The sequence below is a fragment of the Streptomyces coelicoflavus genome, from assembly GCF_045041415.1.
GTDB classification, from domain to species: Bacteria; Actinomycetota; Actinomycetes; order Streptomycetales; family Streptomycetaceae; genus Streptomyces; species Streptomyces coelicoflavus.
Genome location: NZ_CP108218.1, coordinates 2,871,054 through 2,896,100 on the forward strand (window position 1 = coordinate 2,871,054; position 25,047 = coordinate 2,896,100).

Here is a 25,047-nt window from a genome sequence, read left to right on the forward strand (position 1 = left end):
ACCGGTGAGTTGCGTCACTCGTCCACGGGAGTCGGCTGCGTCAGTCCAGGGGGACGGACCTGCGGGACGGATCGCGCAGGTCCGTTCCGTGGTTCAGCCAGCGTTCCTGGAGGGCGGGCGCGCCGTGCACACGCTTCCAGGCGGCCTCGTTCGGCGTCATCGGCAGCAGCGGCAGGAACCGCACCGGATCCAGCGGGGCGTCCAGCTCCAGGTCCTCGACCAGGCCCCCCGGCTCGGCGACCAGGACCGAGGTGAACGGGGCCCCGGGCCACAGCGGCTCACCGACGTCCAGCGAGGCGCCGGGCGCCACGATCACGCCCTCGACCTGCGGGGACGCGGCCAGTACGGCGAGCGGGCGGAGCACCTTGTCGGTGTCGGCGGCCCCGGAGCGCACGGAGAGCACCAGCTCGGCGCGGGGGCCCTTGACCGGATCGGCGAGCGCGGCCGTGGGGTCCGCCATGGGCTGGGCCGCCATGCCGAGGGTGGCGTAGCGGACGACGTCGCCCTCCTGGCCGGCGGCGGGGAAGCGCAGCACCTCGATGCGGTCGGTGCCGAGGAAGGTAACCGCCGCGCGCGCGTCCGGCTCGCCCAGCGCGCTGCGCAACCGGGCCTCGACCAGAGGAAGAACATCAGCCATGCGGCGAGCATAGAACTCGTCGGGACAAGGCAAAGCGGCGCCTTGACACGTCGGGTGACTGGTACTCTGGCCCAGCGGTTCGGGGCAGCACGCAGAGCGTCGCGATCAAGCCCCCGACGCTGTGGAATCTCCCCTACGGGGAACCCCTCTAAACAAGGGGAATGGATCGTCCCTCACGAGGGACCGGCCGGAGGAGGTGGGGCTGGCATGGACCGAAGTCGACCGTGCAGTACCACCCGCTCTTCCCGCCGCTGACGCAGCCGCACCGGCTTTCTTCCCGTCGCCGCTGTCCGTACGCGCGCCCTCGCAAGGAAGAGCACTTCGTCTCGTTTTGTCTGACCCGGCCGTCGGTCCGGATCAGCAGCTGAATCAGCAGCGAAGTCGGCCACCGCGACGGTGCGGTGCCCCCCGCTTTGTGGACGCGCCGAGCACGCGTGGTCAGGACGTCCTCATTCCGGGCGGTTCCATCCGTCACCGGCCTCCTTCGCTGCCCGCCGCGAAGGAGCCTGCCATGTCGATGATCCGTGACCTGCGCGCCGTGGTCCGCCCGTCCCGCGTCTCCCTGCGCAGGGACGGCGGCACCTACGACACCACCCGCGACCCGGCGACCGCCTCGGCCGTCGTCGACTGCGCGATCTACCGTGACGGCGCGCGCGTCGAGACCGACGTGCCGGTGACCCCGCACACGGCGATGCGCCAGGTGCGCCGCGACGGCGGCTTCGTGTGGATCGGCCTGCACGAGCCCACCGAGGACGAGTTCGCGGGTATCGCCCGGGAGTTCGGCCTGCACCCGCTGGCCGTGGAGGACGCCGTCCAGGCCCACCAGCGGCCCAAGCTGGAGCGCTACGACGACTCCCTGTTCACGGTCTTCAAGACCGTCCACTACGTCGACCACGACCAGCTCACCGCCAACAGCGAGGTCGTCGAGACCGGCGAGGTCATGTGCTTCACCGGGCGGGACTTCTTCATCACCGTCCGGCACGGCGGCCAGGGCTCGCTGCGCGCGCTGCGGTGCCGGCTCCAGGAGGACCCCGAGCTGCTGCTCAAGGGCCCCTCTGCGGTGCTGCACGCCATCGCCGACCACGTCGTCGACGGCTACATCGCGGTCGCCGACGCGGTGCAGGACGACATCGACGAGGTCGAGACGGAGGTGTTCTCGCCGGGCCGCAAGGGCACCCCGCGCGGCACGGACGCCGGCCGGATCTACCAACTCAAGCGCGAGGTGCTGAAGTTCAAGCGGGCGGTGGCTCCGCTGCTGCGCCCCATGCAGCTGCTCAGCGAGCGGCCGATGCGGCTGGTCGACCCGGAGATCCAGAAGTACTTCCGGGACGTCGCCGACCACGTGGCGCGGGTGCAGGAGCAGGTCATCGGCTTCGACGAACTGCTGAACTCCATCCTCCAGGCCAACCTCGCCCAGGCGTCCGTCGCGCAGAACGAGGACATGCGCAAGATCACCTCGTGGGCCGCGATCATCGCCGTGCCGACGATGGTGTGCGGGGTGTACGGCATGAACTTCGACTACATGCCGGAGGTCCACTGGAAGTTCGGCTACCCGCTGGTCCTGTCGGTCATGGTGGGCATCTGCCTCGGCATCCACCGCACGCTCAAGCGCAACGGCTGGCTCTGAACCGGACGCGGGCCGCTGGATAGGCTGACCGCATGACAAGCGAGCTGCTCGAGAAGGCCCTCGTCGAGGAGGCCACGAAGAAGTCCGGCCTCATCTGGGTCAAGGGCCCCGGGGTGCCCGCGCGGGCGCTGTGGCACGTCTGGCACGAGGGCGCCGCCTGCGTCGTCGGCGACGGGCCGGGCGAGCAGCCGCTGCCGGGGCTCGCCGACGGAGCGGCGGCCGAGGTGACGGTGCGCAGCAAGGACAAGGGCGGCCGGCTGGTCTCCTGGGCCGCGCGGGTCGTGGAGCTGCCGTCCGGTTCCGAGGCGTGGCAGGCGGCGGTCGGCGACCTCAAGGGCAAGCGGCTGAACGCCCCGGACGGCGAGGCGATGACCGGCCGCTGGGCCCGCGAGTGCCGGGTGCTGCGTCTGGAACCGACGGGGCGCACGGCGCCGCTGCCCGACGCCTCCCTGGCCGAGGCACCGCTGCCGAGCCCGGCGACGACCCGGCAGCCGGTGCCGGCGGGGCTGCCCCGGCTGCTGCTGAAGCGCCGCAAGCGGCGCTGACGGCGTCCGGGAGGCGTCAGGAGGACGGCAGCTGCTTGCCGTAGTCCAGGGTGTCGTCCTTCGCCGGCTGCTCGAGGGCGAAGTCCTTGTTCCAGTCCGAGAAGCCGATGGTGCCCGCGCTGCCCGCCCGCACCAGCCGCAGCGGGTAGGGCTTGCCCTCCAGGGAGACGTCCAGCGCACCGCCCGCGCCGTCGTCGCCGGTGACGCGGATGGTGCGCACGCCGGCCTGCTCGTGGCGGCCGTCGGTCTTCACCGTGCCGTGCAGGGTCAGCAGCCCGTCGAGGAGGACGTCCTTGTCGGTGAAGCCGCTGAACTTCTTGTACACGGGGTCGCTCTGCGGCACCTTCACGTACTTGCCGGCCAGCTTGTCGGCCGCCTTGGCGTCGCCGTCGTCGTGGCTCCAGAACCCGGCGTCGGCCTTGAGGAAGAGCTGCTCTCCGACCCGCAGCAGTCCGAACGTCGTCCCCTCGGCGGCGACCGACCCGGTCCCTCCGTCGGACTTCAGCCGCATGTCGAGGGTGTACCTGCTGCCGCCGGCCTCCACCGTGCCGTGCAGACGGACCGTGTCGGCGGCCTCGGCGGCCGTGGTGGCCTTGGCGTGGATCTTGTCTGCGGAGAGCTTCCCGAGGCCGTTGGTGCCCGCGTCGGGGTCCTCGCCGCCGCATCCCGTCAGCCCGGCTCCCGTCACGGCCAGGACGCACACAGGGCCCAGCCAGGCGGCCCTGCGGATTCGGCGCCGGGGAGTCACAGACACAGGTGGAACTGCCTTTCTGACAGGGCTGACACGGAGGCGCCGCGCGTCGACGGCGAGCCGACAGGGCGTGGGCCGCAGCGTACCGGGGCCGTCCGCGGCGAACGGAGCCAGTCCGTCCGGACCGGCCACCAGGGCGAGGCCGATCGGGACGGGCGGGCTGGGCCTGTCCGGCGGATCAGGCCGCAGGAACGCCACGTAACCTCATCGACGCCGGGAAGCGGGATCTGGTGGGTGCAGAGGCAAGGCGGGGCAGGGAGTCGACGCGATGGGGGTCCCCCGGCACGAGCGCAGTCGAGCGTGAGGGAGTCGGGGAGTGACGACAACGCGGCAGATGGGCGTGCCAGACCCCGCGGCTGCGGCATGATCCGCCGGAGAGGCCTAGCCTGAAGCGCGTCCGAGCGGGCAATTCGGAAAAGAGACACTGTACGAACCAGCGTTCACGCACTCCCACTCGACTCACTCAGCTCACTCGACTCACTCGACTTCCGCCTCCTCGCGCTCGGCTCCGCGCAGCGCGAGGACGTGAGGAAAGGAGCCGCGGCCATGGCAGCGGGCGCCCCCCGGATCTTCGTCTCCCACCTCTCCGGCATCGCCGTGTTCGACCCGGCCGGTGACCAGGTGGGACGCGTCCGCGATCTGGTCGTCATGCTCCGCGTCGGCCGCAAACCCCCGCGCGTGCTCGGACTGGTCGTCGAACTCACCACCCGCCGCCGCATCTTCCTCCCCATGACCCGGGTCACCGGCATCGAGTCCGGCCAGGTGATCACCACCGGCGTCCTCAACGTCCGGCGGTTCGAGCAGCGGCCCACCGAACGCCTCGTCTTCGGCGAACTGCTCGACCGGCGGGTCACGCTCACCGAGACGGGCGAGGAGGCCACGGTCCTCGACCTGTCGGTGCAGCAACTGCCCGCCCGCCGGGACTGGGAGATCGACAAGGTCTTCGTCCGCAAGGGCAGGAAGGGCGGCGCCTTCCGCCGCAACAAGGGCGAGACGCTCACCGTCGAGTGGTCCGGCGTCACCGGCTTCTCCGTCGAGGAGCAGGGGCAGGGCGCCGAGAACCTGCTGGCCACCTTCGAGCAGCTGCGCCCCGCCGACCTCGCCAACGTCCTGCACCACCTGTCCGCCAAGCGCCGCGCCGAGGTCGCCGCCGCCCTCGACGACGACCGCCTGGCCGACGTGCTGGAGGAGCTGCCGGAGGACGACCAGATCGAGATCCTCGGCAAGCTGAAGGAGGAGCGCGCCGCGGACGTCCTGGAGGCCATGGACCCCGACGACGCGGCCGACCTCCTCGGCGAGCTGCCCGAGGCGGACAAGGAGCGGCTGCTGAGCCTGATGCAGCCCTCCGACGCGGCCGACATGCGGCGCCTGATGTCGTACGAGGAGCACACGGCGGGCGGTCTGATGACGACCGAGCCGATCGTGCTGCGGCCCGACGCGACCGTCGCCGACGCCCTGGCCCGCATCCGCAACCCCGACCTGTCCCCGGCGCACGCCGCGCAGGTCTACGTCTGCCGCCCGCCCGAGGAGACCCCGACCGGCAAGTACCTGGGCACGGTCCACTTCCAGCGCCTGCTGCGAGACCCCCCGTACACGCTGGTCGGCTCGATCCTCGACGACGACCTCCAACCCCTGGAGCCGGACGCCGCGCTGCCGGTGGTCGCCGGGTTCTTCGCCGCGTACGACATGGTCGCGGCGCCCGTCGTCGACGACTCGGGGGCGCTGCTCGGCGCGGTCACCGTGGACGACGTACTGGACCACATGCTGCCCGACGACTGGCGGGAGACCGAGTACCACCTGGACGGGACGACGGGGACGACGGGGGAGGTGGGCGCGGGTGGTGCCTGAGCGCGAGACGACGGCCCGGGAGCGTGCCGTGTCCGGAGCGACCGCTTCCTCCCGGGCCCGGACCCGCCTCGACCAGCCCCGCCCGCCGCGCCGCAGGCTGCTGCCCGAATGGGACCCGGAGTCCTTCGGGCGGCTGTCGGAGCGCGTCGCGCGCTTCCTGGGCACCGGGCGGTTCATCGTCTGGATGACGGTCGTCATCATCCTGTGGGTGCTGTGGAACGTCGCGGCCCCGAGCGCCCTGCGGTTCGACGAGTACCCGTTCATCTTCCTGACCCTGGCCCTGTCCCTCCAGGCGTCCTACGCCGCGCCGCTGATCCTGCTCGCGCAGAACCGGCAGGACGACCGGGACCGGGTCAACCTGGAGCAGGACCGCAAGCAGAACGAGCGGTCGATCGCCGACACCGAGTACCTGACCCGGGAGATCGCCGCCCTGCGCATCGGCCTCGGCGAGGTCGCGACGCGGGACTGGATCCGCTCCGAGCTCCAGGACCTCGTCAGGGACCTGGAGGAGCGGCAGAACGGCCACCACCCCGACCGTGGGGTATTCCCGGCGGATCGGTCGCCGGGGCGTGACGTACACGACCGCTGACGGGGCTTACCGCGCCCCGTGGGCGGCGCCGTACCATCGTGTCTATGGCTACGGAAGACGCGGTGCGCGAAGCACTGGCGACGGTGAACGACCCCGAGATCAACCGGCCCATCACCGAGCTGGGGATGGTCAAGTCGGTGGACATCGGCGCGGACGGAGCGGTCGCGGTCGCCGTGTACCTAACGGTCTCCGGCTGCCCCATGCGGGACACCATCACGCAGCGCGTGACGGACGCGGTGGCGGCGGTCGAGGGCGTCACGCGCGTCGACGTCGAGCTGGACGTGATGAGCGACGAGCAGCGCAAGGAGCTGGCCTCCGCCCTGCGCGGCGGCCAGACCGAGCGCGAGGTGCCCTTCGCCAAGCCGGGCAGCCTGACCCGGGTGTACGCGGTGGCGTCCGGCAAGGGCGGCGTCGGCAAGTCGTCGGTGACGGTGAACCTGGCGGCCTCGATGGCGGCCGACGGTCTGAAGGTCGGTGTCGTCGACGCCGACATCTACGGCCACTCGGTGCCGCGCATGCTGGGCGCCGACGGGCGTCCGACCCAGGTCGAGAACATGATCATGCCGCCTTCGGCCAACGGCGTGAAGGTCATCTCGATCGGCATGTTCACCCCGGGCAACGCGCCGGTGGTCTGGCGCGGCCCGATGCTGCACCGCGCGCTCCAGCAGTTCCTCGCGGACGTGTACTGGGGCGACCTGGACGTCCTGCTGCTCGACCTGCCGCCGGGCACCGGTGACATCGCGATCTCGGTGGCGCAGTTGGTGCCGAACGCCGAGATCCTGGTCGTGACGACCCCTCAGCAGGCCGCCGCCGAGGTGGCGGAGCGCGCCGGCGCCATCGCGGTGCAGACCCACCAGAAGATCGTCGGCGTGGTCGAGAACATGTCCGGGCTGCCCTGCCCGCACTGCGGCGAGATGGTCGACGTCTTCGGCACCGGCGGCGGACAGGCGGTCGCCGACGGCCTGACCCGCACGACGGGCGCCACGGTGCCCGTCCTCGGTTCCATCCCGATCGACGTCCGGCTGCGCGAGGGCGGCGACGAGGGCCGGCCCGTCGTCCTGTCCGACCCGGACTCCCCGGCGGGCGCGGCCCTGCGCGCTATCGCGGGCAAGCTCGGGGGCCGTCAGCGGGGCCTGTCGGGGCTGTCGCTGGGGATCACGCCGAAGAACAAGTTCTGACGTCCCGTACGGGACACGGGATCCGGGACACCGGATACGAGACTGGGGCGCTGTCCGTCTGGGACGGCGCCCCTCGTCGTGCGTACGGCTGCCGGGCGGGCCCGGCTAGGCGTACGCGGCGATGTCCTTGACGATGGCGAAGGCCAGCCCGTAGGCGCTCATGCCCCGCCCGTACGCGCCGAGGTGGACACCCTGCTCGGTGGAGCCGGCCAGCACCCAGCCGAACTCGGACTCCCGGTAGTGGAAGGGCGTCGGCACGCCGTCCACGGGGAGGGACAGCTTCGTCCAGTCCTCGCCCTCGAGGTCGTCCGCGAGGACCCAGGCCGTCTCGGTCTGCTGCTCCAGCCAGTCGTCGCGCAGCGAGTGGTCCATCTGGCCGGGCCAGGTGAAGGACAGCAGTCCCACTCCGGCGAGCCAGGCCGCCGAGGACACCGAGGTGGCCTCCAGCAGGCCGGTGCCGTCGGCGCTGCGCCGGTCGGGGTTGGCCGCGACGGTCACGACGACCGCGAACTTCTCCTTGGCGTCCTGCTCGTCGCCCGCCACGTGCTCGTTGCGCACCGACGGTTCGTCGCCGTGGCCGATCGAACCGTGTTCCACGGCCCCGTCGGCCGCCGTACCCACCTGCATCAGCCGGCGCGGTCCCGTGAAGGCCTCGTCGAGGCCGTACCACGGGAAGGGCGCACGCAGGTAGTCGTCGACCGTACGCCGGGCGAAGGGGGACTCGGGTCCGCCCTCCGCGGCCGGCGTCTGCGCGACTGCCCGACTCGTCGTCTCCATGTGCCCGGACGCCTCCTCGCTCTCGTCGGACCGTGCCCGCCCCCCTTCGGGCGCACTCGTCCGGTCCGCACAACAACTCGGGCAGCATAGCCACACCACTGGCGACAGCCGGGGAATCGCCCGGCGCGTGGGCCGCGCGGGCGTCGCGTTCAGGGCTTGTGCGCCCCGTCCGGAGTATGAGACACGTCACGTTCCCGGCGCGCGAGCCGGACGCGGAGGGCCGGTGCGACGACCGGGTTCAGGTGGCGTCAGCGTCGAAGGGCGGGCGGTCGTCCGCGGCGGACTTCTCGAGCTTGGCGGGGGTGCCGGACGTCTCGGGCTTCTTCGACATGTCGATACGACCGCTGCCGGAACCGGAGGAGCCGGCGGACCCGGAGGACGACGAACCGGAGGACGAGGCGTCCGTGTCACGGCTGTGGACCGCGTCCGCTACCTCCGCCATCTCCTTCTTCAGGTCGAAGCCGTTGCGGATCTCCTTGAGACCCAGTTCGTCGTTGTCCAACTGCTTGCGGATGAACGTCTTGGGGTTCAGGTCCTCGAACTCGAAGTCCTTGAACTCGGGGCCCAGCTCCTGGCGGATGTCCTGCTTGGCGCTGTCCGAGAACTCGCGGATCTTCCGGATCGTGCGCGTCACGTCCTGGATGACCTTGGGGAGCTTGTCCGGACCGAAGACGAGCACGGCGAGGACGACGAGCGTCACCAGCTCTAGTGCGCCTATGTCATTGAACACCTGAAGCTCCTTGGAATGTCCGGGCCGCCACCACGGTACCCGCCGACCCCGCCCGACCGGTACCGTCCCGTGGGCCCCGAGCGCGTGTACGTGCCCGCTTTCCGAATTGTTTGCCTTCCTGGCGCCTTGTCGGGACCTGTACGACGGTCAGTCGCCGTCGGCCGAGCCGAGCACCAGTGAGACCTTCGTCTCCTTGCCGTCGCGTTCCAGGGTCAGCTCCAGACGGTCGCCGGGGCGGTGGGCGCGGGTCTTGACGATGAGTTCCTCGCCGGAGTGCACGCGCTGTCCGTCGACCGCGGTGATGACGTCCCCCGGCTCGATGCCGGCCTCGGCCCCGGGGCCGCCCTTGGTGACCGCGGGTCCGCCGTCGCCGCCCTTGGCGCCCACGCGGGCGCCGTCCCCCGTGTAGCCCATGTCGAGGGTGATGCCGATGACCGGGTGGGTGGCCCTGCCGGTGTTGATCAGTTCCTCGGCGACGCGCTTGCCCTGGTTGATGGGGATGGCGAAGCCGAGGCCTATGGAACCGGCCTGGCCGCCGTCCGACTCGGCGCTGCCGGTGTCTGCGGAGCGGATGGCGGAGTTGATGCCGATGGCCCGGCCCTGGGCGTCCAGGAGGGGACCGCCGGAGTTGCCGGGGTTGATGGGCGCGTCGGTCTGGAGGGCGTCGACGTACGAGACGTCGCTGCCGTCGCCCTCCTCGCCGCCCGCGGTGATGGGCCGTTCCTTGGCGCTGATGATGCCCGAGGTGACCGTGCCGGCCAGGTCGAAGGGGGCGCCGATGGCGACGACGGGGTCGCCGACCCGTACGTTGTCGGAGTTGCCGAGGGGCATCGGGGTGAGCCCGCTGACGCCCTTCACCTTCACCACGGCGAGGTCGTATCCGCTGTCCCTGCCGACGACCGTGGCCTGGGCGGTGTCGCCGCTGTTGAAGGTCACGGTGATCTCACCGTCCGAGCCGGCGGGCTCCACGACGTGGTTGTTGGTCAGGATGTGGCCCCGGTCGTCGAGGACGAACCCGGTGCCGGTGCCGGCCGCCTCGCTGCCGCTCACGTGCAGGGTCACCACGCTGGGCAGGGCGCGCGCGGCGATGCCGGCGACGCTGTCCGGGGCCCGCTTCGCGTCCTCGGGTGCGGCCTGCGGCAGCTCGACCGTCCCCACGCCGCCGTTGCGTTCCAGGTACGCGCCCACGACGCCGCCGATGCCGCCGGAGACCAGGGCGACGAGCAGGGCCCCGCCGACGAGCGTTTTCGTCGCCCTCCGGCGTCGCCGCCCCGGCGTCGGGCCGGCCGCTTCGTGCTGCCGGGCGGCGGAGGCGGCCCAGGGGTCGTAGCGCCCCCACGGGTCGGAGACGGGGTCGGCGCCGGACGCCGGGGCCGTCGGCCCCGCCCACGGGTCGGGCACCGGCGACGGGTCGGTGGGCGGCGGGGTGGCAGTCGGGGCGCCAGGCGTCACGCCGGGTTGGGCGCCGGCGTGCGACGCCGTGTCGTACGCCGGGGCGGGTGTCGAGGCGGGCGCCGCCGGATGCTGTGCCGGTCCCTGTCCCGCCTGCGGTACCGGCGGCGGGGTCCGGGCGAGGGCCGGGTCGGGCGCGGCGCCCGGGGGCGGGGTTGCCGACGGCGTCGTCGCGGGCGCGGCCGGCGGGTGCGGAGCCGGGGTCTGTGGGACCGGGGCGTGCGGGGCCGGGGCGTGCGCATTCGGTGCGTGCGGGGCCGCCGTCACGGTGCCGTGCGCCGGTGTGGCCGCCGGGTGCTGGACCGGCGGAGCGGGGGCCCACGGGCCCGGCTCGCCGTACGGCGGGGTGCTGTACGGGTCGGGTTCGTGCAGCGGCTTGGGGCGCTCGGCGGACGACGCGCCGTCGACGGCCGGGGCGGGGCCGGCCCCGCCGGGTGCCTGCGGGCCCGCGTCCGCCCCTGGGCCGGCGGCGGCCTCGGACTCGGACTCGGCATCAGCCTTGGACTCGGGCCCGGTGGCGGCCTCGGCGCCCGGACGCGGAGGGGCGTCCGTCGGTTCGTCGCGCCCGGGCAGGGGCAGGCCCAGTTCGTAGTCCCCTTCGCCGGTCGCGCGGGGCACCACCGGGCGTTCCAGCTCGAAGTCGCCCCCCTCGGCCTCGCGGGCGCCGGAAGCCGCACCCGTGTCCGTGCCCGTTTCGGCGGGGCCGGCCGGGTGGGGGCGCTCCAGTTCGAAGTCGCCGCCGGGCGTGTCTTCGGACGAGCGGGGACGACTCCACCACTTCGCCTTCGTGGACTTGCCCTCGTTCATGTTCTCCCCCGCAGCTGGCCGCAGATCGTCGGCTCCTAGGGCTCTGGCGCCGCCCTGCCACCCCGGATTCAATCAGGTTCGCGGACCGGCGCGCAGATTCCCTCAGCGAACCGGAGGACGCGACGCGGTCGGCGAAGCCGTCGGGTACGGGGGCGGAGCCGGGTCGGGGGCGGCGAGCAGACCGGGCGGCCTGACCTCGTCGGCCGCCGGCCAGGAGCTCAGGGAGAGCGGCGGGACCGCTTCCAGCGGACGTATCAGCGGGGACATGGCGGCGGCACCGGCGGTCACCGGAGTGGTCAGTGCCCGCACGGCCTGCTGCCGTGCGTCGCCTCCGGCGGGGGCCGGCACTCCGGGCAGCAGCGGCGCGGACGCCGTGGTGGGCGCGACGGGGACGTCGCCCAGTGTTCGCTGCCCCTGCCCGAGCAATGGGCCGCCCGTGCGGCGGCGCTGGGTCTCGGAGCCGGTGGCCGCCGCCGAACCCGGGGTGCGCATCGGCGTCACGTTGCTGCCGCTGCCCGAGCCGCGTGCCTCGGTGGTGGTGTCCGGTGCGCCGAGGGTGACGCCGCCCAGTGCGATCGCGGCCAGCGACACCGCCCCGGCGGCGGCGAAGGCGAACCGCAGACCGCGCGAGGCCGAGCGCTCGGACTCCGCCTTGCCCACGTCGTGGATCCGGAAGCCGCCCCGCCCCTGGGAGGAGGCGGGCAGCACGGGGGCGTGCGGCCGGGCGGGGACGTAGTCGAACTCGAACCGCTCGCCCCGCCCGGTACCGAAGACGCCGCCGGAGCCCGCGGAGGCACCGAACCCTCCGGGCAGCCCGGCGAACGGCGAGCCGCCGCCGTCCGTGTCACCCCCGGGAAGCCCTTGGAGGCGGGCCAGGAAGCTCTCGGACGGGGCCGGCGGGGCCGCTTCGGCGAAGACGTTCTTCAACCGGCGCTGCGCGTCGACCTCCGCCTTGCACTTCGGGCAGGTCGCCACGTGCGCCAGCACGCGCTCACGCGCGTCATGACCGAGCTCTCCGTCCACCAGGGCGGAGAGTCGGTCTCCCAGATGCTGCTCAGCGAGGTGTCCCTCGGTCTCAGGCCGTGACCCACTCACGCGCTCGTGCCCCCTCCTCCCAGCGCGGGAACACCGGCCGCGAACGAGCGGCGGTCGGCCCGCGCCTTCGGGGAACGGTGCGCGAGCGCCTTGCGCAGCTGGGAACGGCCGCGGTGGATGCGGGAGCGGACCGTGCCGAGCTTGACGCCGAGGGTCGCGGCGATCTCCTCGTACGAGAGGCCCTCGATGTCGCACAGGACGACGGCGGCACGGAACTCGGGCGCGAGGGTGTCCAGCGCCTGCTGGACGTCCGCGTCGAAGTGGGCGTCGTGGAAGAGCTGCTGCGGGGTGGGCTCCCTGCTGGGCAGCCGCTCGGCCGCGTCGTCGCCGAGCGCGTCGAACCGGATGCGCTGCTTGCGGCGGACCATGTCGAGGAAGAGGTTGGTGGTGATGCGGTGCAGCCAGCCCTCGAACGTGCCCGGCGTGTAGGTCGACAGGGAGCGGAAGACGCGGACGAAGACCTCCTGGGTGAGGTCCTCGGCGTCGTGCTGGTTGCCCGTGAGGCGGTAGGCGAGGCGGTAGACCCGGCCGCTGTGGGTGCTGACGATCTCCTCCCAGGTGGGCGGAGTCCACGCGGGCCCGTCCGCGTCGCCTGTGAAGGTCGCGGTCTGGCCGTGTCCCGTGGGACCGTCGGCGTGGCGGTGGTCAGCAGCGGTGTCGTTCACGGATTTCGGCCTGCCTGCCGATCCGAGGAAGCGCCGCAGCACTCCGCCCCGATCCGCGGGTGTGGCCGCACCTCCCCTGTCGGCTCTGGTGGTGTCCAGTGGAGCCCCTACCATAGCCACCTCGCCCGTTAGCTCCGGATAAGCGGTTTTACGAGAATTTGATCTGGGCCGGTACGGCTCGTCCGGCCGCGTCGGAACCCGCTCGACGCCCTGGTCCATTCGCCGCCCCCCGTCCCGGCCCCGGCCGCTCGGTCGTCCCTCTGTCGCGTCTCTCTGCTTGTCCCTTTGAACGACTGGTCCCATCTGCGGGTTCCCGACGCCAACGGATACAGTCACGCCGAGGCAACGACGGGGACAGGAGAGGGCCATTACCGGCAACCGGCAGACGAGCTGGGCGTTCGCCGACGCCTATGTCGCCGAGGACGACGCGCTGCTCTGGGCACGCGACCGGGCCCGCGAGGCGGGTCTGCGCTCGGTGACCCCGGGCACGGGCTCCGCCCTGGGGTTGCTCGCCGCCGCCGTGGACGCCAAGGCGGTCGCGGAGATCGGCACCGGCTGCGGCGTCTCCGGGATCCATCTGCTGCACGGCATGCGGCCCGACGGCGTGCTGACCACGGTCGACCCGGAGCCGGAGCACCAGCAGTTCGCCCGTCAGGCCTTCCGGGCCGCGGGGTTCGCCAGCAACCGGGCCCGGTTCATCCCCGGCCGCGCCCTGGACGTGCTGCCCCGGCTCGCGGACGCCGGGTACGACCTCGTCTTCTGCGACGGCGACCGCCTGGAGTACCTGGACTATCTCGCTGAATCGTTGCGCCTTCTGCGTCCCGGAGGTCTCGTCGCCTTCGAGGGCGTCTTCGGCGCCGGCCGCACGATCGACTCCGGACCGCAGCCCACCGAGGTGCTGCGGGTGCGGGAACTCCTGCGCGCGGTGCGCGAGAGCCAGGAGCTGGTGCCGTCCCTGCTCCCGGTGGGCGACGGACTGCTGTGCGCCGTGAAGCGCTGAGGAATCGCGTCCGGCGCCGGACGCGCCGGGAAGGCCCTCACAAAACAATCACCCCGGCACCATGAGCGGTACCGGGGCGACTGAACGGGTATGGTCGCTCGCGCGTCAGCCGACGACCTTCTTGAGGGCGTCGCCGAGCGCGTCGGCCTCATCGGGGGTCAGCTCGACGACGAGCCGCCCGCCGCCTTCGAGCGGAACGCGCATGACGATGCCCCGCCCCTCCTTGGTCACCTCGAGCGGGCCATCGCCCGTCCGCGGCTTCATGGCCGCCATGCTCGTTCCCCTTCCTGATACCAGCTCACCGTCACCGCCGACGGCCCCTGAGGGCACGCGCAATCCGGCAGGGACGCGCGACACCGGCATCGAACACATTGCTTCCCAGCCATTATCCCGCATCCCAGGACCCGATGACCAACATCAGTCGGCATCGCTTGGGCAACGCGCGCGAGCAAAACCACTCAATTCGGCGATGTGACTGCGATACTGCGCGCCCCCGCCCACTTCCACCGAACGGATACGGACCGGAATTCTTTGACGCAGGTCACATCGCCCGGGCGATCCGTTCCCGGTGATCTCCGTCATGCTGTCTGCGGACACAAGCCACTGCATGCCACTACGCGGAGGGGATTTCCATGGCCGACACCGTGCTCTACGAGGTGAGCGACGGGCTCGCGACGATCACGCTGAACCGCCCCGAGGCGATGAACGCGCTGAACATCGAGACCAAGGTCGCGCTCCGGGACGCGGTGCGCTCCGCGGCGGCGGACGACGCCGTGCGGGCGGTGCTGCTGACCGCGGCCGGAGAGCGGGCGTTCTGCGTCGGCCAGGACCTCAAGGAGCACATCGGGCTGCTGGCCGCCGACCGGGAGACCGGCTCGGGCCAGACGATGAGCACGGTGGGCGAGCACTACAACCCGATCGTGCGGGCGCTCGCCGGGGCCGAGAAGCCGGTGGTCGCGGCGGTGAACGGCGTGGCGGCCGGGGCGGGCCTCGGCTTCGCCCTCGCGGCGGACTACCGGATCGTCGCGGACACGGCGTCGTTCAACACGTCCTTCGCGGGCGTGGCGCTCACCGCGGACTCCGGCGTCTCCTGGACGCTGCCGCGCGTCGTCGGCCCCGGGCGCGCCGCCGACCTGCTGCTGTTCCCGCGCACCGTCAAGGCGCAGGAGGCGTACGAGCTGGGGATCGCGAGCCGGGTCGTCCCCGCCGCCGACCTGCGGGCCGAGGCCGAGAGGACGGCGCGGGCGCTGGCCGAGGGGCCGACGGTGGCGTACGCGGCGCTGAAGGAGTCGATGGCGTACGGGCTGACGCACTCGCTCTCCGAGACGCTGGACAAGGAGGACGAGCTCCAGTCGCGGGCGGGCTCCTCGGAGGACCACGCCATCGCGGTGCGGGCGTTCGTCGAGAAGGTGAAGCCGGAGTACCTGGGCCGGTAGCGGCCGGTGTCGGGCGCCCGGTGCCGTTGGTGCCCGGTGGCGGGCGCCCGGCGGATCAGGCGCGGCGGGCCACGCACGCCGCCAGGTGGTCGTCGACCAGTCCGCAGGCCTGCATCAGCGCGTACGCGGTCGTCGGGCCGACGAAGCGCAGGCCCCTCTTCTTCAGGGCCTTGGACAGCGCCGTGGACTCCGGTGTGACCGCCGGGACGTCGCTGAGGGTCTGAGGGACCGGCCGGCCGGCCGGGTCCGGGGCGTGGGACCAGATCAGCTCGTCCAGGTCGCCGGGGGCCCACTCGGCCAGCACGCGCGCGTTGGCGAGCGTCGCGTCGACCTTGGCGCGGTTGCGGATGATGCCGGCGTCGGCGAGCAGGCGCTCGCGGTCCGCGTCGGTGAAGGCGGCGACCTTGGCGATCTCGAAGCCGGCGAAGGCGAGGCGGAAGCCGGTGCGCCGGCGCAGGATGGTGATCCAGGACAGGCCGGACTGGAAGGCCTCCAGGCTGAGCCGCTCGTACAGGGCGTCGTCGCCGTGGACCGGGCGGCCCCATTCCTCGTCGTGGTACGCGACGTAGTCCTCGGTGGACAGCGCCCAGGGGCAGCGCGGCGCTCCGTCCGGGCCCGCGACGGCCTCCCCGGCGCTCACTGCTGGTCCTCCGGAGCCGGCTTGTCCATGACGACGTGGCGGTGGGCGGCCGCGGCCCGGGCGCCCGCCAGCGCGGACTCCAGGTCGGCGATCCGGGCGTCGCGCTCGGCCAGCTCGGCGCCGAGACGGCCGAGGGCGTCGTCGACGTCCGCCATGCGGTAGCCGCGGACGACGAGCGGGAAGCGCAGTCGCTCCACGTCGCCGCGGCCCACCGGGCGGTCCGGGGGCAGCGCGTCCCTCACCCGCTCGGGCGCGGCCTCGGGCAGCGGCCCGCTGTCGCCGCCGCCCACCACGGCGAGCGTCACCGCGGCCACGACGACGGCCAGCGCGATGACGAGGAACAGGAACATGACCATCGCTGGGGCCCCCATGGTCGGGTCGGAACCGGTTGTGCCGGAGTCGGTTGTGTCGGGTCCGATCGTGCCATGCGAGTCTGACAGTCGGGGCCGCGACCGTCGAAGGACCGCGCACCCGGGGCCGAGAGCGGACGAGAGAACGGGTATGGACGAGAAGATGTCACAGGGGACGCTCAGGCTGGGCAGGCGTGAGTTCGCGGCGCACGAGCCGGTGATCATGGCGATCGTGAACCGGACCCCCGACTCCTTCTACGACCAGGGGGCGACCTTCCGCGACGAGCCCGCCCTCGCGCGCGTGGAGCAGGCGGTGGCCGAGGGTGCCGCGATCATCGACATCGGCGGGGTGAAGGCCGGACCCGGGGACGAGGTGTCGGCCGCGGAGGAGGCGCGGCGGACGGTGGGCTTCGTCGCGGAGGTGCGGCGGCGGTTCCCGGACGTCGTGATCAGCGTGGACACCTGGCGGCACGAGGTCGGCGAGGCCGCGTGCGAGGCGGGCGCGGACCTCCTGAACGACGCGTGGGGCGGCGTCGACCCGAAGCTCGCGGAGGTCGCGGCGCGGTACGGGGTGGGGCTGGTGTGCACGCACGCGGGCGGCGCCGAGCCGCGGACCCGGCCGCACCGGGTGACGTACGACGACGTCATGGCCGACATCCTTCGGGTGACGGTGGGACTGGCCGAGCGGGCGGTGGGTCTTGGGGTGCCGCGGGAGTCGGTGCTGATCGACCCCGGGCACGACTTCGGGAAGAACACGCGGCACAGCCTGGAGGCGACGCGGCGGCTCGGGGAGATGGTGGAGACCGGGTGGCCGGTGCTGGTGTCCCTGTCCAACAAGGACTTCGTCGGGGAGACGCTGGACCGGCCCGTGAAGGAGCGGGTGATCGGCACGCTGGCGACGACGGCGGTGTCGGCGTGGCTGGGGGCGCGGGTGTACCGGGTGCACGAGGTGGCGGAGACCCGGCAGGTCCTGGACATGGTGTCGACGATCGCCGGGCACCGGGCACCGGCGGTGGCCCGGCGGGGGCTGGCGTAGCCCTCGCCCCCGTCCGTGGCCGACCGCTCTACCGGCCCGCCTCCTTGGAGACCAGGGCCACCGCCTCGTCCACGTCGTCCGTGACGTGGAAGAGGAGGAGGTCCTTCTCGGCGGCCTTGCCCTGGGCGACCAGGGTGCCGCGGAGCCAGTCGACCAGGCCGCCCCAGTACTCGGAGCCGAACAGGACGATGGGGAAGCGGGTCACCTTCTGGGTCTGCACCAGCGTGAGGGCCTCGAAGAGCTCGTCCAGGGTGCCGAGGCCGCCGGGCAGCACGACGAAGCCCTGCGCGTACTTCACGAACATCATCTTGCGGACGAAGAAGTACCGGAAGTTCAGGCCGATGTCGACGTAGGGATTGAGCCCCTGCTCGAAGGGCAGCTCGATGCCGAGGCCGACCGACGTGCCCTTCGCCTCCAGGGCCCCCTTGTTGGCCGCCTCCATGGCGCCGGGCCCGCCGCCGGTGATGACGGCGAAGCCCGCCTCCACCAGGCCGCGGCCGAGCCGGACGCCCGCCTCGTACTCCGGTGAGTCCGTCCGTGTCCGGGCGGAGCCGAAGACGCTGATCGCGGGCGGCAGTTCGGCCAGCGTGCCGAAGCCCTCGATGAACTCGGACTGGATGCGCAGCACCCGCCAGGGGTCGGTGTGGACCCAGTCCGTGGGGGCACGCTCGTCCAGCAGGCGCTGGTCCGTGGTGCTCTCCTGCACCTGGCCCCGCCGCCGGAGGACGGGGCCCAGGCGCTGCTCCTCCGGTGGCCGCTTCTTGCCCTCGGGGTTGCCGGTAGCCATGCGCGCTCCCTCCAGTTGCAGGTTCTTCCACCTCAGCGTAGATCTACGCGGGTTACGTACGAGGGACCTCAGCATGTCCGCCACGCAGCGACATAAACCCGCCGAGGGCGCCGTGGATCATGCCGTCAGCCAGGAGCGCAGGCGCTCCTCCCCCGCGAGGATCTTCGCGACCTCGACCCGCTCGTCGCGCTTGTGCGCCAAGTGCGGGTTGCCGGGTCCGTAGTTGACCGCCGGGACGCCGAGCGCGGAGAAGCGGGACACGTCCGTCCAGCCGTACTTGGGCTGCGGGGTGCCGCCCACCGCCTCGATGAAGGCCGCCGCGGCCGGGTGGGACAGGCCGGGCAGGGCCGCGCCGCTGTGGTCGTCGACCACGAACTCCGTCACCCCGCAGTCGGCGAAGACCTCGCGCACGTGGGCGAGGGCGTCCTCGGGGCTGCGGTCGGGGGCGTAGCGGAAGTTGACCGTGACCACGCACTCGTCGGGGATGACGTTGCCCGCCACCCCGCCCGTGATGCCGACCGCGTTGAGGCCCTCGCGGTACTCCAGGCCGTCGATGACCGGGTAGCGGGGCTCGTACGCCGCCAGGCGCGCGAGGATCGGGGCGGCGGCGTGGACGGCGTTGGAGCCCATCCAGGAGCGTGCGGAGTGCGCCCGCTCCCCCGCCGTCTTCAGCAGCACCCGCAGGGTGCCCTGGCAGCCGCCCTCCACCTGGCCGTCGGAGGGTTCGAGGAGCACCGCGAAGTCGCCCTCCAGCCACTCGGGGTGGGCCTCGGCGACGTGCTTCAGGCCGTTCAGCTCGGCGGCGACCTCCTCGTTGTCGTAGAAGACGAAGGTCAGGTCGCGGTTGGGGGCGGGGACGGTGGCCGCGATGCGCAGCTGGACCGCGACGCCCGCCTTCATGTCGCAGGTGCCGCAGCCCCACAGGACCCCGTCCTCGTCCAGCCGGGAGGGGACGTTGCCGGCGATCGGCACCGTGTCGATGTGGCCGGCCAGGATCACGCGCTCGTCGCGGCCCAGGTCCGTACGGGCGACGACGTTGTTGCCGTACCGCTCGACCGACAGGTGGGGCAGGGCCCGCAGCGCGCTCTCGACCGCGTCCGCCAACGGCTTCTCGGTGCCGCTCTCGGACGGGAGGTCGACGAGCCGCGCGGTAAGCTCCGCGGCGTCCAACGTGAGGTCAAGCGGGGTATCGGCCATGGCCCCGACCCTAACGCCCTGCCCTTCGGGGCAGTGTGCGTACCCGGGGGACACCGGACCCTACCCTCCAGTACCTTGTACGCGTGCTTCAGCCGTCCCCACCCCGCAAACGCCGTGGCCGCCTCGCCCGTTCGGGCGCCGCCTCCATGGCTCTCCTCGCGGTCGCCGGTTATCTGGCGGTGCAGTACGTCACCGGCGGCGCGGGCGCTCCGGGCTGCAAGGTGGCCTCCGACAAGGACGGCCGGGCGGGCTACGAGTTCACGCCGGAGCAGGCCGTGAACGCGGCGACGATCACCGCCGTGGGCACCGCGCGCAAGCTGCCGGAGCGGGCCGTGACGATCGCGCTGGCGACCGCGATGCAGGAGTCGGCGCTGCGCAATCTGGACCACGGCGACAAGGACTCGCTCGGCCTGTTCCAGCAGCGGCCCTCGCAGGGCTGGGGCACACCCCGGGAGATCATGGACCCGACGTACTCGGCGGGCCTGTTCTACGACCACCTGGTCGAGATCCCCGGCTATCTGGACCTGCCCCTGACCGACGCCGCCCAGCGCGTGCAGCGCAGCGCCTTCCCGTACGCCTACGCCAAGCACGAGCCGGGCGCCGAACTGCTCGCCGCCGCGCTCACCGGGCGGTCCGCGGCGATGCTGACCTGCGACGGGCGTCCCAGTCCGACCCCGGACAAGGGGCCGGACGCGGTACGCGCGGCACTGGTGCGGGACTTCGGGCACACGGTGCTCCAACCGGCCGGCGCGGAGGTCTCCGACGGCACGGACTCCGGCACCGGCACGGCACGGGTCGCGGGCGCCTCCGAGGAGCGGACCGTGACGGTGCCCATGACCGGCGGCAGCGGTGCGGCCGGGGAGCGGGAGACCGGTCGGCGCGGCTGGCAGGTGGCGCACTGGGCGGTGGCCAACGCCTCCTCGCTGCACATCCAGCGGGTCACCTACGCGGGCCGGGAGTGGACCGCGGGCAACACGGACAGCAAGTGGTATCCGACGGGCGGCGGCGCCAAGGGCGCGGAGCGGGCGGCGGGTGCGGTGCGGATCACCTCTTCCTGGTAGCTCGCCCGTACGAGCCGTCGCCTCCGAGGGTGACCCGCGTCGGCGCGAGGTCGACGCGGAGCACGGGTTTTCGTGCCCTCACCCCCGAGTGCGCCGGAGCCCAGGAAAATCAAGGGCCGTAAGGATTCAGCAGACTTTCCGACCGGCGCCCTTTTGCCCGTTTTTCTGTGCACCTGATAATGCGACGCATTACCAACTCTTTACGTTGGGTCGCCGCAACCTTCGCGGCTCCCGAGTCGGTAGTCACTGCGTCCGAGCCCGGTCGATCGCTCTCCGGTCGCCTCCGGGCACGGTCGGATTCCCCAACGTTGACTTCCGTCGAAGGAGCATCATGTCCCTCCCCCTGACCCGCCGGATCGCCCGTGCCGCGCTGCTCGTCGCTGCGGGAGCGGCTGCCGGGGTCGGTGCGGCCGGCTCCGCCAGCGCGGCTCCCGAACTGCCGGCCACCCCGAACCTCGGGGGGCTGACCGCCCTGGACGGGGCGAACGTCGGCAACACCGCCGCCTCCGCGGCCGAGAACGTCACCGGGACCGCGGGTGACACGGGCGGCAAGGCCGTCAAGAAGGCCGTGCCGGCCGCCGGTGAGACCGGTGGGTCGGTCGTCAAGAAGGCCACGCCGGCCGCGCAGAACGCCGCGGGGGACGCGGCGGGCTCCGCCGGGGACATCGTGGGTGAGACGGCGTCGACCGCGACGAAGGGTGGGCTGCCGACGGACGCGCTGGGCAAGGGTGGGCTGCCGGTTCAGGGTCTGCCGGTCGGCTGAGCGCCGGGCTTTGGCGGCGCCGGGTCCCAGGGTTCGTTTCCTGGGGCCCGGCGTTTTGCGTTGCTTACGCCGGTGCGGTGGGCGTGTCTTGGCCGTGGCCCGGTGTTGGGGGCTGTGCCCACCCGTTCCGCCCTGCGGAACGACTGCCCACAGCCGGGGCGGGCGGAGCGAGTGCCCCCAGCCGGGGCGGGCGGAGCGAGTGCCCACAGCCGGGGCGGGCGGGGCGAGTGCCCGCAGCCGGGGCGGGGCCTTACGCCTTCAGGCGGGATGCTGCTGTCTGGACGCGTTCGTCCGTGGCTGTCAGGGCTACGCGGACGAAGTGGTCGCCCGCCGGGCCGTAGAAGTCGCCCGGGGCCACCAGGATGCCTCGGTCGGCGAGGTGGGCGACCGTGGTCCAGCAGGACTCGTCGCGGGTGGCCCAGAGGTAGAGGCTGGCCTCGCTGTGCTCGATGCGGAAGCCGTGGCCCAGCAGGGCCTCCCGCAGGGCGGTGCGGCGGGCCGCGTAGCGCTCGCGCTGGACGCGGACGTGCTCGTCGTCGCCGAGGGCCGCCACCACGGCCGCCTGGGTCGGCGCCGAGGTCATCATGCCGCCGTGCTTGCGGATCTGCAGGAGCGGGCCCAGCACCGCCGGGTCTCCGGCGATGAAGGCCGCGCGGTAGCCCGCGAGGTTGGAGCGCTTGGAGAGGGAGTGGACGGCGACCAGGCCGTCGTACGAGCCGCCGTTGACGTCCGGGTGCAGGACCGAGACCGGGTCGGCCTCCCAGCCCAGCTCCAGGTAGCACTCGTCGGAGACGACGAGGACGCCGTGCTCGCGGGCCCAGGCCACGATCCGGGTCAGGTCGGCCTTGGACAGGACCTTGCCGGTCGGGTTGGAGGGGGAGTTGAGCCAGAGGAGCTTCAGGCCCGCCGGGTCCAGCTCGGTCGGGTCCTCGTACGCCTCGTACTCCGCTCGGGCCAGGCGGGCGCCGACCTCGTAGGTCGGGTAGGCCAGGCGGGGGAAGGCCACCCTGTCGCCCGGGCCGAGGCCCAGCTGGGTCGGGAGCCAGGCGACGAGTTCCTTGGAGCCGACGACGGGCAGCACGTGGCGGTGGGTGACGTCGCGGGCGCCGAGGCGGCGCTCGACCCAGCCGGTGATCGCGTCGCGCAGCGCCGGGGTGCCCCAGACGGTCGGGTAGCCCGGGGAGTCCGCCGCGTCGACCAGGGCCTTCTGGATCAGCTCGGGGACCGGGTCGACCGGGGTGCCGACCGAGAGGTCGACGATGCCGCCGGGGTGCGCTGCGGCCGTCTTCTTGTACGGCTCGAGCTTGTCCCAGGGGAAGGCGGGAAGACGGTCGGAGACTGATGACACGGTGGGTGGCTCCCTTTCCTCGTGAGCGCCGGGTACGGCAAACGCCTCGGTCCCGTGCGGCGCCGATCGGGGTGACCGGGCCGTACGGGACCGAGGCGGCGCGTGTGCGGGCCGCTCTTACTGGTTCTGCGGCGGCAGCGCGGCGACGAAGGGGTGGTCGCGCTCGATCAGGCCCAGCTTGCTGGCGCCGCCGGGCGAGCCGAGCTCGTCGAAGAACTCGACGTTCGCCTTGTAGTAGTCCTTCCACTCCTCGGGAGTGTCGTCTTCGTAGAAGATCGCCTCGACCGGGCAGACCGGCTCACAGGCACCACAGTCGACGCATTCGTCCGGGTGGATGTACAAGGACCGCTGGCCCTCGTAGATGCAGTCGACCGGGCACTCCTCGATGCACGCCTTGTCCTTCACGTCGACACAAGGCTGCGCGATGACGTAGGTCACGCTGTCGTTCCTCCTCGATAGGGCGCTGGCGGGCCTCCGTAGGCTCCGCCGCCTGGCGCGCGGGAGCGCGGCGTCGTCGATGCCCGCCCCTAGTATCTCCGTTCTTGGGCATGATCCGAACAGGAGGGGTGGACAGAGCCGTGGAAATCTCTGCCGCCGGGCGTCTTGAGGTCCGTATCACCACTGCTGACGTGGGCAAACGAGTCTCCGTGCGGCGCTTGAGCGAACCTGGTGTCGCGGGTGAGAAGTTCACCGACACGGTCGGCGTTCTCACATCATGGACCGACGGTGTGCTGCTGATCACACGGAAGAGTGGCGAATGCGTCCGTGTCGCGGAGTCCACCCTCGTCGCCGGGAAGGTCGTGCCGTCCGCGCCCGCCCGCCGCCGCGGACCCGCCACGTCCTACGAGGAGCTGGCGCGGGTCGCCGCGCGGGCCTGGCGCCCGGTGGAGAGCGAGCGGCTCGGCGGGTGGGAGCTGCGGGCGGCCGGTGGCTTCACGCGGCGGGCCAACTCCGTGCTGCCGCTCGGCGATCCGGGCCTGCCGCTCGACGAGGCGCTGACGGCCGTACGGCGCTGGTACGGCGAGCGGGGGCTGCCCGCGTACGTCCAGACCGCCACCGGTGCCGAGGGCACGCAGGAGCTGCTGTGCGCGGAGCTGGAGCGGCGGGACTGGGTCCGGGAGGTGACGGCCGAGGTGTGGACCGGCGGACTCGCCCCGGTCGCCGATCTGGCCGAGGGCGCCGGGGTGGTCCTGTCCCGGGAGGCGGACGAGGCGTGGCTGGCCCGGTACCGGCGCAAGGGCGTGAGCGACGTGGCCCTGCGGGTGCTGGGCTCGGGGCCGTCGGTGTGGTTCGCCACGGTGCCCGGCGCGGGCACCACATGCACCACAGGCACCACGGACGCCACGGACGCCACGGACGCCACGGACGCGCCGGCGGCGATCGGACGGTGTGTCGTGGACGGGCGCTGGGCCTCCTTCGCGGCCGTCGAGGTCGATCCCGCGCGCCGGCGCCGGGGGCTCGCGACCGCCGTGATGGCCGCGCTGGCCCGGCGGGCGCTCGACGAGGGCGCGTCGGCGGCGTGGCTCCAGGTGGAGACGGACAACGCGGCAGCCAGGGCGCTGTACGCCCGGATGGGCTTCACGGTGCACCACGCCTACCACCACTACCGGGAGCCCGGGGACGCCGGGACGCTGTGAAAGGGCACGAGCCGACCATGGGTCATCCACATCCTCCCCGGCCCCCGTCGCCGGAACGTTCGGCCGAGGTGCGGCGGCGGTTCGCCGAAGAGGCACGCTCCGAGCGGCCCGACCTGGCCACGCTGTGCCTGCTGGTGGGCGCGGAGGCGGACGGGACGCTGGACGAGCCGGCCCTGGACGCCGCGCAGGTGGAACTGGACCGGCTGGCCGGTGAGCTGCCGTTCCGGCCGGGTACGCCGCGGGCGTGGGCCCAGGCGCTGCGGGACCTGCTCGGCGAGCGGTACGGGTTCCACGGGGTCGGCACGGACTACCAGCGGCTGGAGTCGTCGTTGCTGCACGAGGTGCTGCTGCGGCGGCGGGGGCTGCCGATCCTGCTGTCGGTGGTGTGGCTGGAGGTGGCCCGGCGGGCGGGGGCGCCGGTGTACGGGGTCGCGCTGCCGGGGCACTTCGTGGTCGGGTTCGGGTCGGACCACGGTACGGAGACCGGGGACGCGGCGACCGCCGGTCGGGTGCTCGTCGATCCGTTCGACGGGGGGCGGCTGCTGAGCGGGAAGGACGCGGAGGTGCTGGTCGCCGGGGCGACGGGGGCGGAGCTGCGGCCGTCGATGCTGGAGCCCGCGGCGCCGTTGGAGGTGGTGTCGCGGGTGCTGAACAACGTCCGGGCGTGGGCGGCGGGGCGGCCGGAGCAGTCGGCGGTGGGGCTGTGGGCGATCGAGTTGGCGCTGCTGTTGCCCGCGCACGCGGCGCGGTTGCGGTACGAGCGGGCGCGGTTGCTGGTGCAGCGGGGGGAGTTCGCGGTGGGGGCCGGGGAGTTGGACGCGTACGCGGAGGTGGTGGGGGCGGTGGACGACGGGGCCGCGGAGGCGGTGCGGGGGGAGGCCCGGGCGGCTCGGGCGATGCTGAACTGACCGTCGGTGGGGGCGGGCCAGGAGTGGGTCACGCTGCCCGGCGCTGACGAGGCGCCGCCTGCGCCCACCCTCCCCCACTCTCGGCTTCGCTCGAGCGGGGGACCCCCATCGCCCCAGCGGCACGACTGCCCGCAGGCTGCGGGCGCCCAGCGGTGCCGGGCGCCCCTCTCTCCTGTACCTGCG

The 25,047-nt window shown here is 72.9% G+C and carries 26 protein-coding genes; 12 read left to right on the top strand and 14 right to left on the bottom strand.

Going from position 1 to position 25,047, the window contains the following annotated elements:
* Window positions 1-40: 40 nt before the first annotated feature.
* The gene (locus OHA99_RS12505; RefSeq protein WP_153178077.1) at window positions 41-637 is read right to left on the bottom strand and encodes a suppressor of fused domain protein; all 597 of its coding nucleotides are present in this window, start codon (window positions 635-637) and stop codon (window positions 41-43) included.
* A gap of 511 nt (window positions 638-1,148) precedes the next feature.
* Between OHA99_RS12505 and OHA99_RS12510 the strand changes: the two genes are divergently transcribed.
* Together OHA99_RS12510 and OHA99_RS12515 are read left to right on the top strand one after the other, a co-directional pair.
* Window positions 1,149-2,264, top strand: a complete 1,116-nt coding sequence (locus OHA99_RS12510; RefSeq protein WP_153178078.1) for a magnesium and cobalt transport protein CorA — start codon at window positions 1,149-1,151, stop codon at window positions 2,262-2,264.
* 32 nt (window positions 2,265-2,296) lie between these two features.
* The gene (locus tag OHA99_RS12515) at window positions 2,297-2,809 is read left to right on the top strand and encodes a hypothetical protein (RefSeq protein WP_054099097.1); all 513 of its coding nucleotides are present in this window, start codon (window positions 2,297-2,299) and stop codon (window positions 2,807-2,809) included.
* A gap of 16 nt (window positions 2,810-2,825) precedes the next feature.
* On the opposite strand, the gene OHA99_RS12520 is transcribed toward OHA99_RS12515, so the two are convergent.
* Entirely contained in the window at window positions 2,826-3,563 is a 738-nt protein-coding gene (locus tag OHA99_RS12520) for a hypothetical protein (RefSeq protein ID WP_194279932.1), read from the bottom strand.
* 543 nt (window positions 3,564-4,106) lie between these two features.
* On the opposite strand from OHA99_RS12520, the gene OHA99_RS12525 reads away from it, so the two are divergent.
* From OHA99_RS12525 to OHA99_RS12535, 3 genes are read left to right on the top strand one after another with little or no spacing between them, the layout of a single operon-like run.
* On the top strand, window positions 4,107-5,408 hold the full coding sequence (locus tag OHA99_RS12525; RefSeq protein ID WP_366473455.1) for a magnesium transporter MgtE N-terminal domain-containing protein: 1,302 nt from the start codon (window positions 4,107-4,109) through the stop codon (window positions 5,406-5,408).
* A complete protein-coding gene (locus tag OHA99_RS12530; protein ID WP_194279933.1) occupies window positions 5,398-5,997 on the top strand; it encodes a DUF1003 domain-containing protein in 600 nt (199 codons plus the stop codon). Before OHA99_RS12525 ends, OHA99_RS12530 begins: the two co-directional genes overlap by 11 nt.
* 44 nt (window positions 5,998-6,041) lie before the next feature.
* A complete protein-coding gene (locus tag OHA99_RS12535; RefSeq protein ID WP_153178081.1) occupies window positions 6,042-7,175 on the top strand; it encodes an Mrp/NBP35 family ATP-binding protein in 1,134 nt (377 codons plus the stop codon).
* A gap of 105 nt (window positions 7,176-7,280) precedes the next feature.
* Here the strand turns inward: OHA99_RS12535 and OHA99_RS12540 are convergent, their stop codons facing one another.
* The 5 genes from OHA99_RS12540 to sigE all read right to left on the bottom strand — a co-directional run bounded on the left by OHA99_RS12540 (window position 7,281) and on the right by sigE (window position 12,743).
* Window positions 7,281-7,952 (bottom strand): hypothetical protein, encoded by a 672-nt coding sequence (locus OHA99_RS12540; RefSeq protein WP_153178082.1) that lies wholly within the window; start codon window positions 7,950-7,952, stop codon window positions 7,281-7,283.
* A 238-nt stretch (window positions 7,953-8,190) separates the two neighbouring features.
* Window positions 8,191-8,682, bottom strand: coding sequence for a sec-independent translocase (locus tag OHA99_RS12545; RefSeq protein WP_007444415.1), 492 nt, complete (start codon window positions 8,680-8,682; stop codon window positions 8,191-8,193).
* A gap of 147 nt (window positions 8,683-8,829) precedes the next feature.
* On the bottom strand, window positions 8,830-10,941 hold the full coding sequence (locus OHA99_RS12550; protein WP_405695745.1) for a S1C family serine protease: 2,112 nt from the start codon (window positions 10,939-10,941) through the stop codon (window positions 8,830-8,832).
* A 102-nt stretch (window positions 10,942-11,043) separates the two neighbouring features.
* Entirely contained in the window at window positions 11,044-12,036 is a 993-nt protein-coding gene (locus OHA99_RS12555) for an anti-sigma factor (RefSeq protein ID WP_153178083.1), read from the bottom strand.
* A complete protein-coding gene (gene sigE / locus OHA99_RS12560; protein ID WP_174855424.1) occupies window positions 12,033-12,743 on the bottom strand; it encodes an RNA polymerase sigma factor SigE in 711 nt (236 codons plus the stop codon). Before sigE ends, OHA99_RS12555 begins: the two co-directional genes overlap by 4 nt.
* Before the next feature lie 259 nt (window positions 12,744-13,002).
* Between sigE and OHA99_RS12565 the strand changes: the two genes are divergently transcribed.
* Entirely contained in the window at window positions 13,003-13,701 is a 699-nt protein-coding gene (locus OHA99_RS12565; protein WP_161337139.1) for an O-methyltransferase, read from the top strand.
* 105 nt (window positions 13,702-13,806) lie between these two features.
* Here the strand turns inward: OHA99_RS12565 and OHA99_RS12570 are convergent, their stop codons facing one another.
* A complete protein-coding gene (locus OHA99_RS12570; RefSeq protein ID WP_003966491.1) occupies window positions 13,807-13,974 on the bottom strand; it encodes a DUF3117 domain-containing protein in 168 nt (55 codons plus the stop codon).
* Between the two features lie 359 nt (window positions 13,975-14,333).
* Between OHA99_RS12570 and OHA99_RS12575 the strand changes: the two genes are divergently transcribed.
* Window positions 14,334-15,137: an enoyl-CoA hydratase/isomerase family protein gene (locus OHA99_RS12575; RefSeq protein WP_153178084.1), complete on the top strand. Its 804-nt coding sequence runs from the start codon at window positions 14,334-14,336 to the stop codon at window positions 15,135-15,137.
* A gap of 55 nt (window positions 15,138-15,192) precedes the next feature.
* Here OHA99_RS12575 and OHA99_RS12580 read toward each other — a convergent pair whose 3' ends face one another.
* Together OHA99_RS12580 and OHA99_RS12585 are read right to left on the bottom strand one after the other, a co-directional pair.
* Complete coding sequence (locus OHA99_RS12580; protein WP_153178085.1) at window positions 15,193-15,777, bottom strand: DNA-3-methyladenine glycosylase I; 585 nt, start codon at window positions 15,775-15,777, stop codon at window positions 15,193-15,195.
* Entirely contained in the window at window positions 15,774-16,133 is a 360-nt protein-coding gene (locus tag OHA99_RS12585) for a DivIVA domain-containing protein (protein WP_108989523.1), read from the bottom strand. The genes OHA99_RS12580 and OHA99_RS12585 overlap by 4 nt, the downstream gene beginning before the upstream one ends.
* 157 nt (window positions 16,134-16,290) lie before the next feature.
* On the opposite strand from OHA99_RS12585, the gene folP reads away from it, so the two are divergent.
* Window positions 16,291-17,163 carry a dihydropteroate synthase gene (gene folP, locus OHA99_RS12590; protein WP_194280280.1) on the top strand — a complete coding sequence of 291 codons (873 nt, stop codon included), beginning with the start codon at window positions 16,291-16,293 and terminating at the stop codon, window positions 17,161-17,163.
* Window positions 17,164-17,191: 28 nt separating this feature from the next.
* Here folP and OHA99_RS12595 read toward each other — a convergent pair whose 3' ends face one another.
* Both OHA99_RS12595 and dapE read right to left on the bottom strand, forming a co-directional pair.
* Entirely contained in the window at window positions 17,192-17,950 is a 759-nt protein-coding gene (locus tag OHA99_RS12595; protein WP_153178087.1) for a TIGR00730 family Rossman fold protein, read from the bottom strand.
* Between the two features lie 117 nt (window positions 17,951-18,067).
* Complete coding sequence (dapE, locus tag OHA99_RS12600; RefSeq protein WP_405695748.1) at window positions 18,068-19,147, bottom strand: succinyl-diaminopimelate desuccinylase; 1,080 nt, start codon at window positions 19,145-19,147, stop codon at window positions 18,068-18,070.
* Window positions 19,148-19,293: 146 nt separating this feature from the next.
* Between dapE and OHA99_RS12605 the strand changes: the two genes are divergently transcribed.
* The gene (locus OHA99_RS12605) at window positions 19,294-20,208 is read left to right on the top strand and encodes a heavy metal transporter (RefSeq protein ID WP_381499890.1); all 915 of its coding nucleotides are present in this window, start codon (window positions 19,294-19,296) and stop codon (window positions 20,206-20,208) included.
* 331 nt (window positions 20,209-20,539) lie between these two features.
* Window positions 20,540-20,971: an ATP-binding protein gene (locus OHA99_RS12610; protein ID WP_153178089.1), complete on the top strand. Its 432-nt coding sequence runs from the start codon at window positions 20,540-20,542 to the stop codon at window positions 20,969-20,971.
* Window positions 20,972-21,221: 250 nt separating this feature from the next.
* Here OHA99_RS12610 and OHA99_RS12615 read toward each other — a convergent pair whose 3' ends face one another.
* The gene (locus OHA99_RS12615; RefSeq protein ID WP_405695750.1) at window positions 21,222-22,319 is read right to left on the bottom strand and encodes a bifunctional succinyldiaminopimelate transaminase/glutamate-prephenate aminotransferase; all 1,098 of its coding nucleotides are present in this window, start codon (window positions 22,317-22,319) and stop codon (window positions 21,222-21,224) included.
* Window positions 22,320-22,436: 117 nt separating this feature from the next.
* Window positions 22,437-22,757 (bottom strand): ferredoxin, encoded by a 321-nt coding sequence (gene fdxA / locus OHA99_RS12620; RefSeq protein ID WP_003973842.1) that lies wholly within the window; start codon window positions 22,755-22,757, stop codon window positions 22,437-22,439.
* 140 nt (window positions 22,758-22,897) lie between these two features.
* On the opposite strand from fdxA, the gene OHA99_RS12625 reads away from it, so the two are divergent.
* Both OHA99_RS12625 and OHA99_RS12630 read left to right on the top strand, forming a co-directional pair.
* Window positions 22,898-23,956, top strand: coding sequence for a GNAT family N-acetyltransferase (locus tag OHA99_RS12625; RefSeq protein WP_405695752.1), 1,059 nt, complete (start codon window positions 22,898-22,900; stop codon window positions 23,954-23,956).
* A 17-nt stretch (window positions 23,957-23,973) separates the two neighbouring features.
* On the top strand, window positions 23,974-24,864 hold the full coding sequence (locus tag OHA99_RS12630; RefSeq protein ID WP_405695754.1) for a transglutaminase-like domain-containing protein: 891 nt from the start codon (window positions 23,974-23,976) through the stop codon (window positions 24,862-24,864).
* Window positions 24,865-25,047 lie beyond the last annotated feature (183 nt).

Excerpts from the sequence above, each read along its gene's own strand:
- OHA99_RS12515 (WP_054099097.1), top strand. The coding sequence starts at position 2,297 with ATGACAAGCGAGCTGCTCGAGAAGGCCCTCGTCGAGGAGGCCACGAAG.
- OHA99_RS12585 (WP_108989523.1), bottom strand. The coding sequence starts at position 16,133 with ATGGTCATGTTCCTGTTCCTCGTCATCGCGCTGGCCGTCGTCGTGGCC.
- OHA99_RS12575 (WP_153178084.1), top strand. The coding sequence starts at position 14,334 with ATGGCCGACACCGTGCTCTACGAGGTGAGCGACGGGCTCGCGACGATC.
- OHA99_RS12605 (WP_381499890.1), top strand. The coding sequence starts at position 19,294 with ATGGCTCTCCTCGCGGTCGCCGGTTATCTGGCGGTGCAGTACGTCACC.
- OHA99_RS12525 (WP_366473455.1), top strand. The coding sequence starts at position 4,107 with ATGGCAGCGGGCGCCCCCCGGATCTTCGTCTCCCACCTCTCCGGCATC.
- dapE (WP_405695748.1), bottom strand. The coding sequence starts at position 19,147 with ATGGCCGATACCCCGCTTGACCTCACGTTGGACGCCGCGGAGCTTACC.
- OHA99_RS12630 (WP_405695754.1), top strand. The coding sequence starts at position 23,974 with ATGGGTCATCCACATCCTCCCCGGCCCCCGTCGCCGGAACGTTCGGCC.
- OHA99_RS12610 (WP_153178089.1), top strand. The coding sequence starts at position 20,540 with ATGTCCCTCCCCCTGACCCGCCGGATCGCCCGTGCCGCGCTGCTCGTC.
- OHA99_RS12540 (WP_153178082.1), bottom strand. The coding sequence starts at position 7,952 with ATGGAGACGACGAGTCGGGCAGTCGCGCAGACGCCGGCCGCGGAGGGC.
- OHA99_RS12535 (WP_153178081.1), top strand. The coding sequence starts at position 6,042 with ATGGCTACGGAAGACGCGGTGCGCGAAGCACTGGCGACGGTGAACGAC.
- folP (WP_194280280.1), top strand. The coding sequence starts at position 16,291 with ATGTCACAGGGGACGCTCAGGCTGGGCAGGCGTGAGTTCGCGGCGCAC.
- OHA99_RS12505 (WP_153178077.1), bottom strand. The coding sequence starts at position 637 with ATGGCTGATGTTCTTCCTCTGGTCGAGGCCCGGTTGCGCAGCGCGCTG.
- OHA99_RS12550 (WP_405695745.1), bottom strand. The coding sequence starts at position 10,941 with ATGAACGAGGGCAAGTCCACGAAGGCGAAGTGGTGGAGTCGTCCCCGC.
- OHA99_RS12510 (WP_153178078.1), top strand. The coding sequence starts at position 1,149 with ATGTCGATGATCCGTGACCTGCGCGCCGTGGTCCGCCCGTCCCGCGTC.
- OHA99_RS12595 (WP_153178087.1), bottom strand. The coding sequence starts at position 17,950 with ATGGCTACCGGCAACCCCGAGGGCAAGAAGCGGCCACCGGAGGAGCAG.
- OHA99_RS12570 (WP_003966491.1), bottom strand. The coding sequence starts at position 13,974 with ATGGCGGCCATGAAGCCGCGGACGGGCGATGGCCCGCTCGAGGTGACC.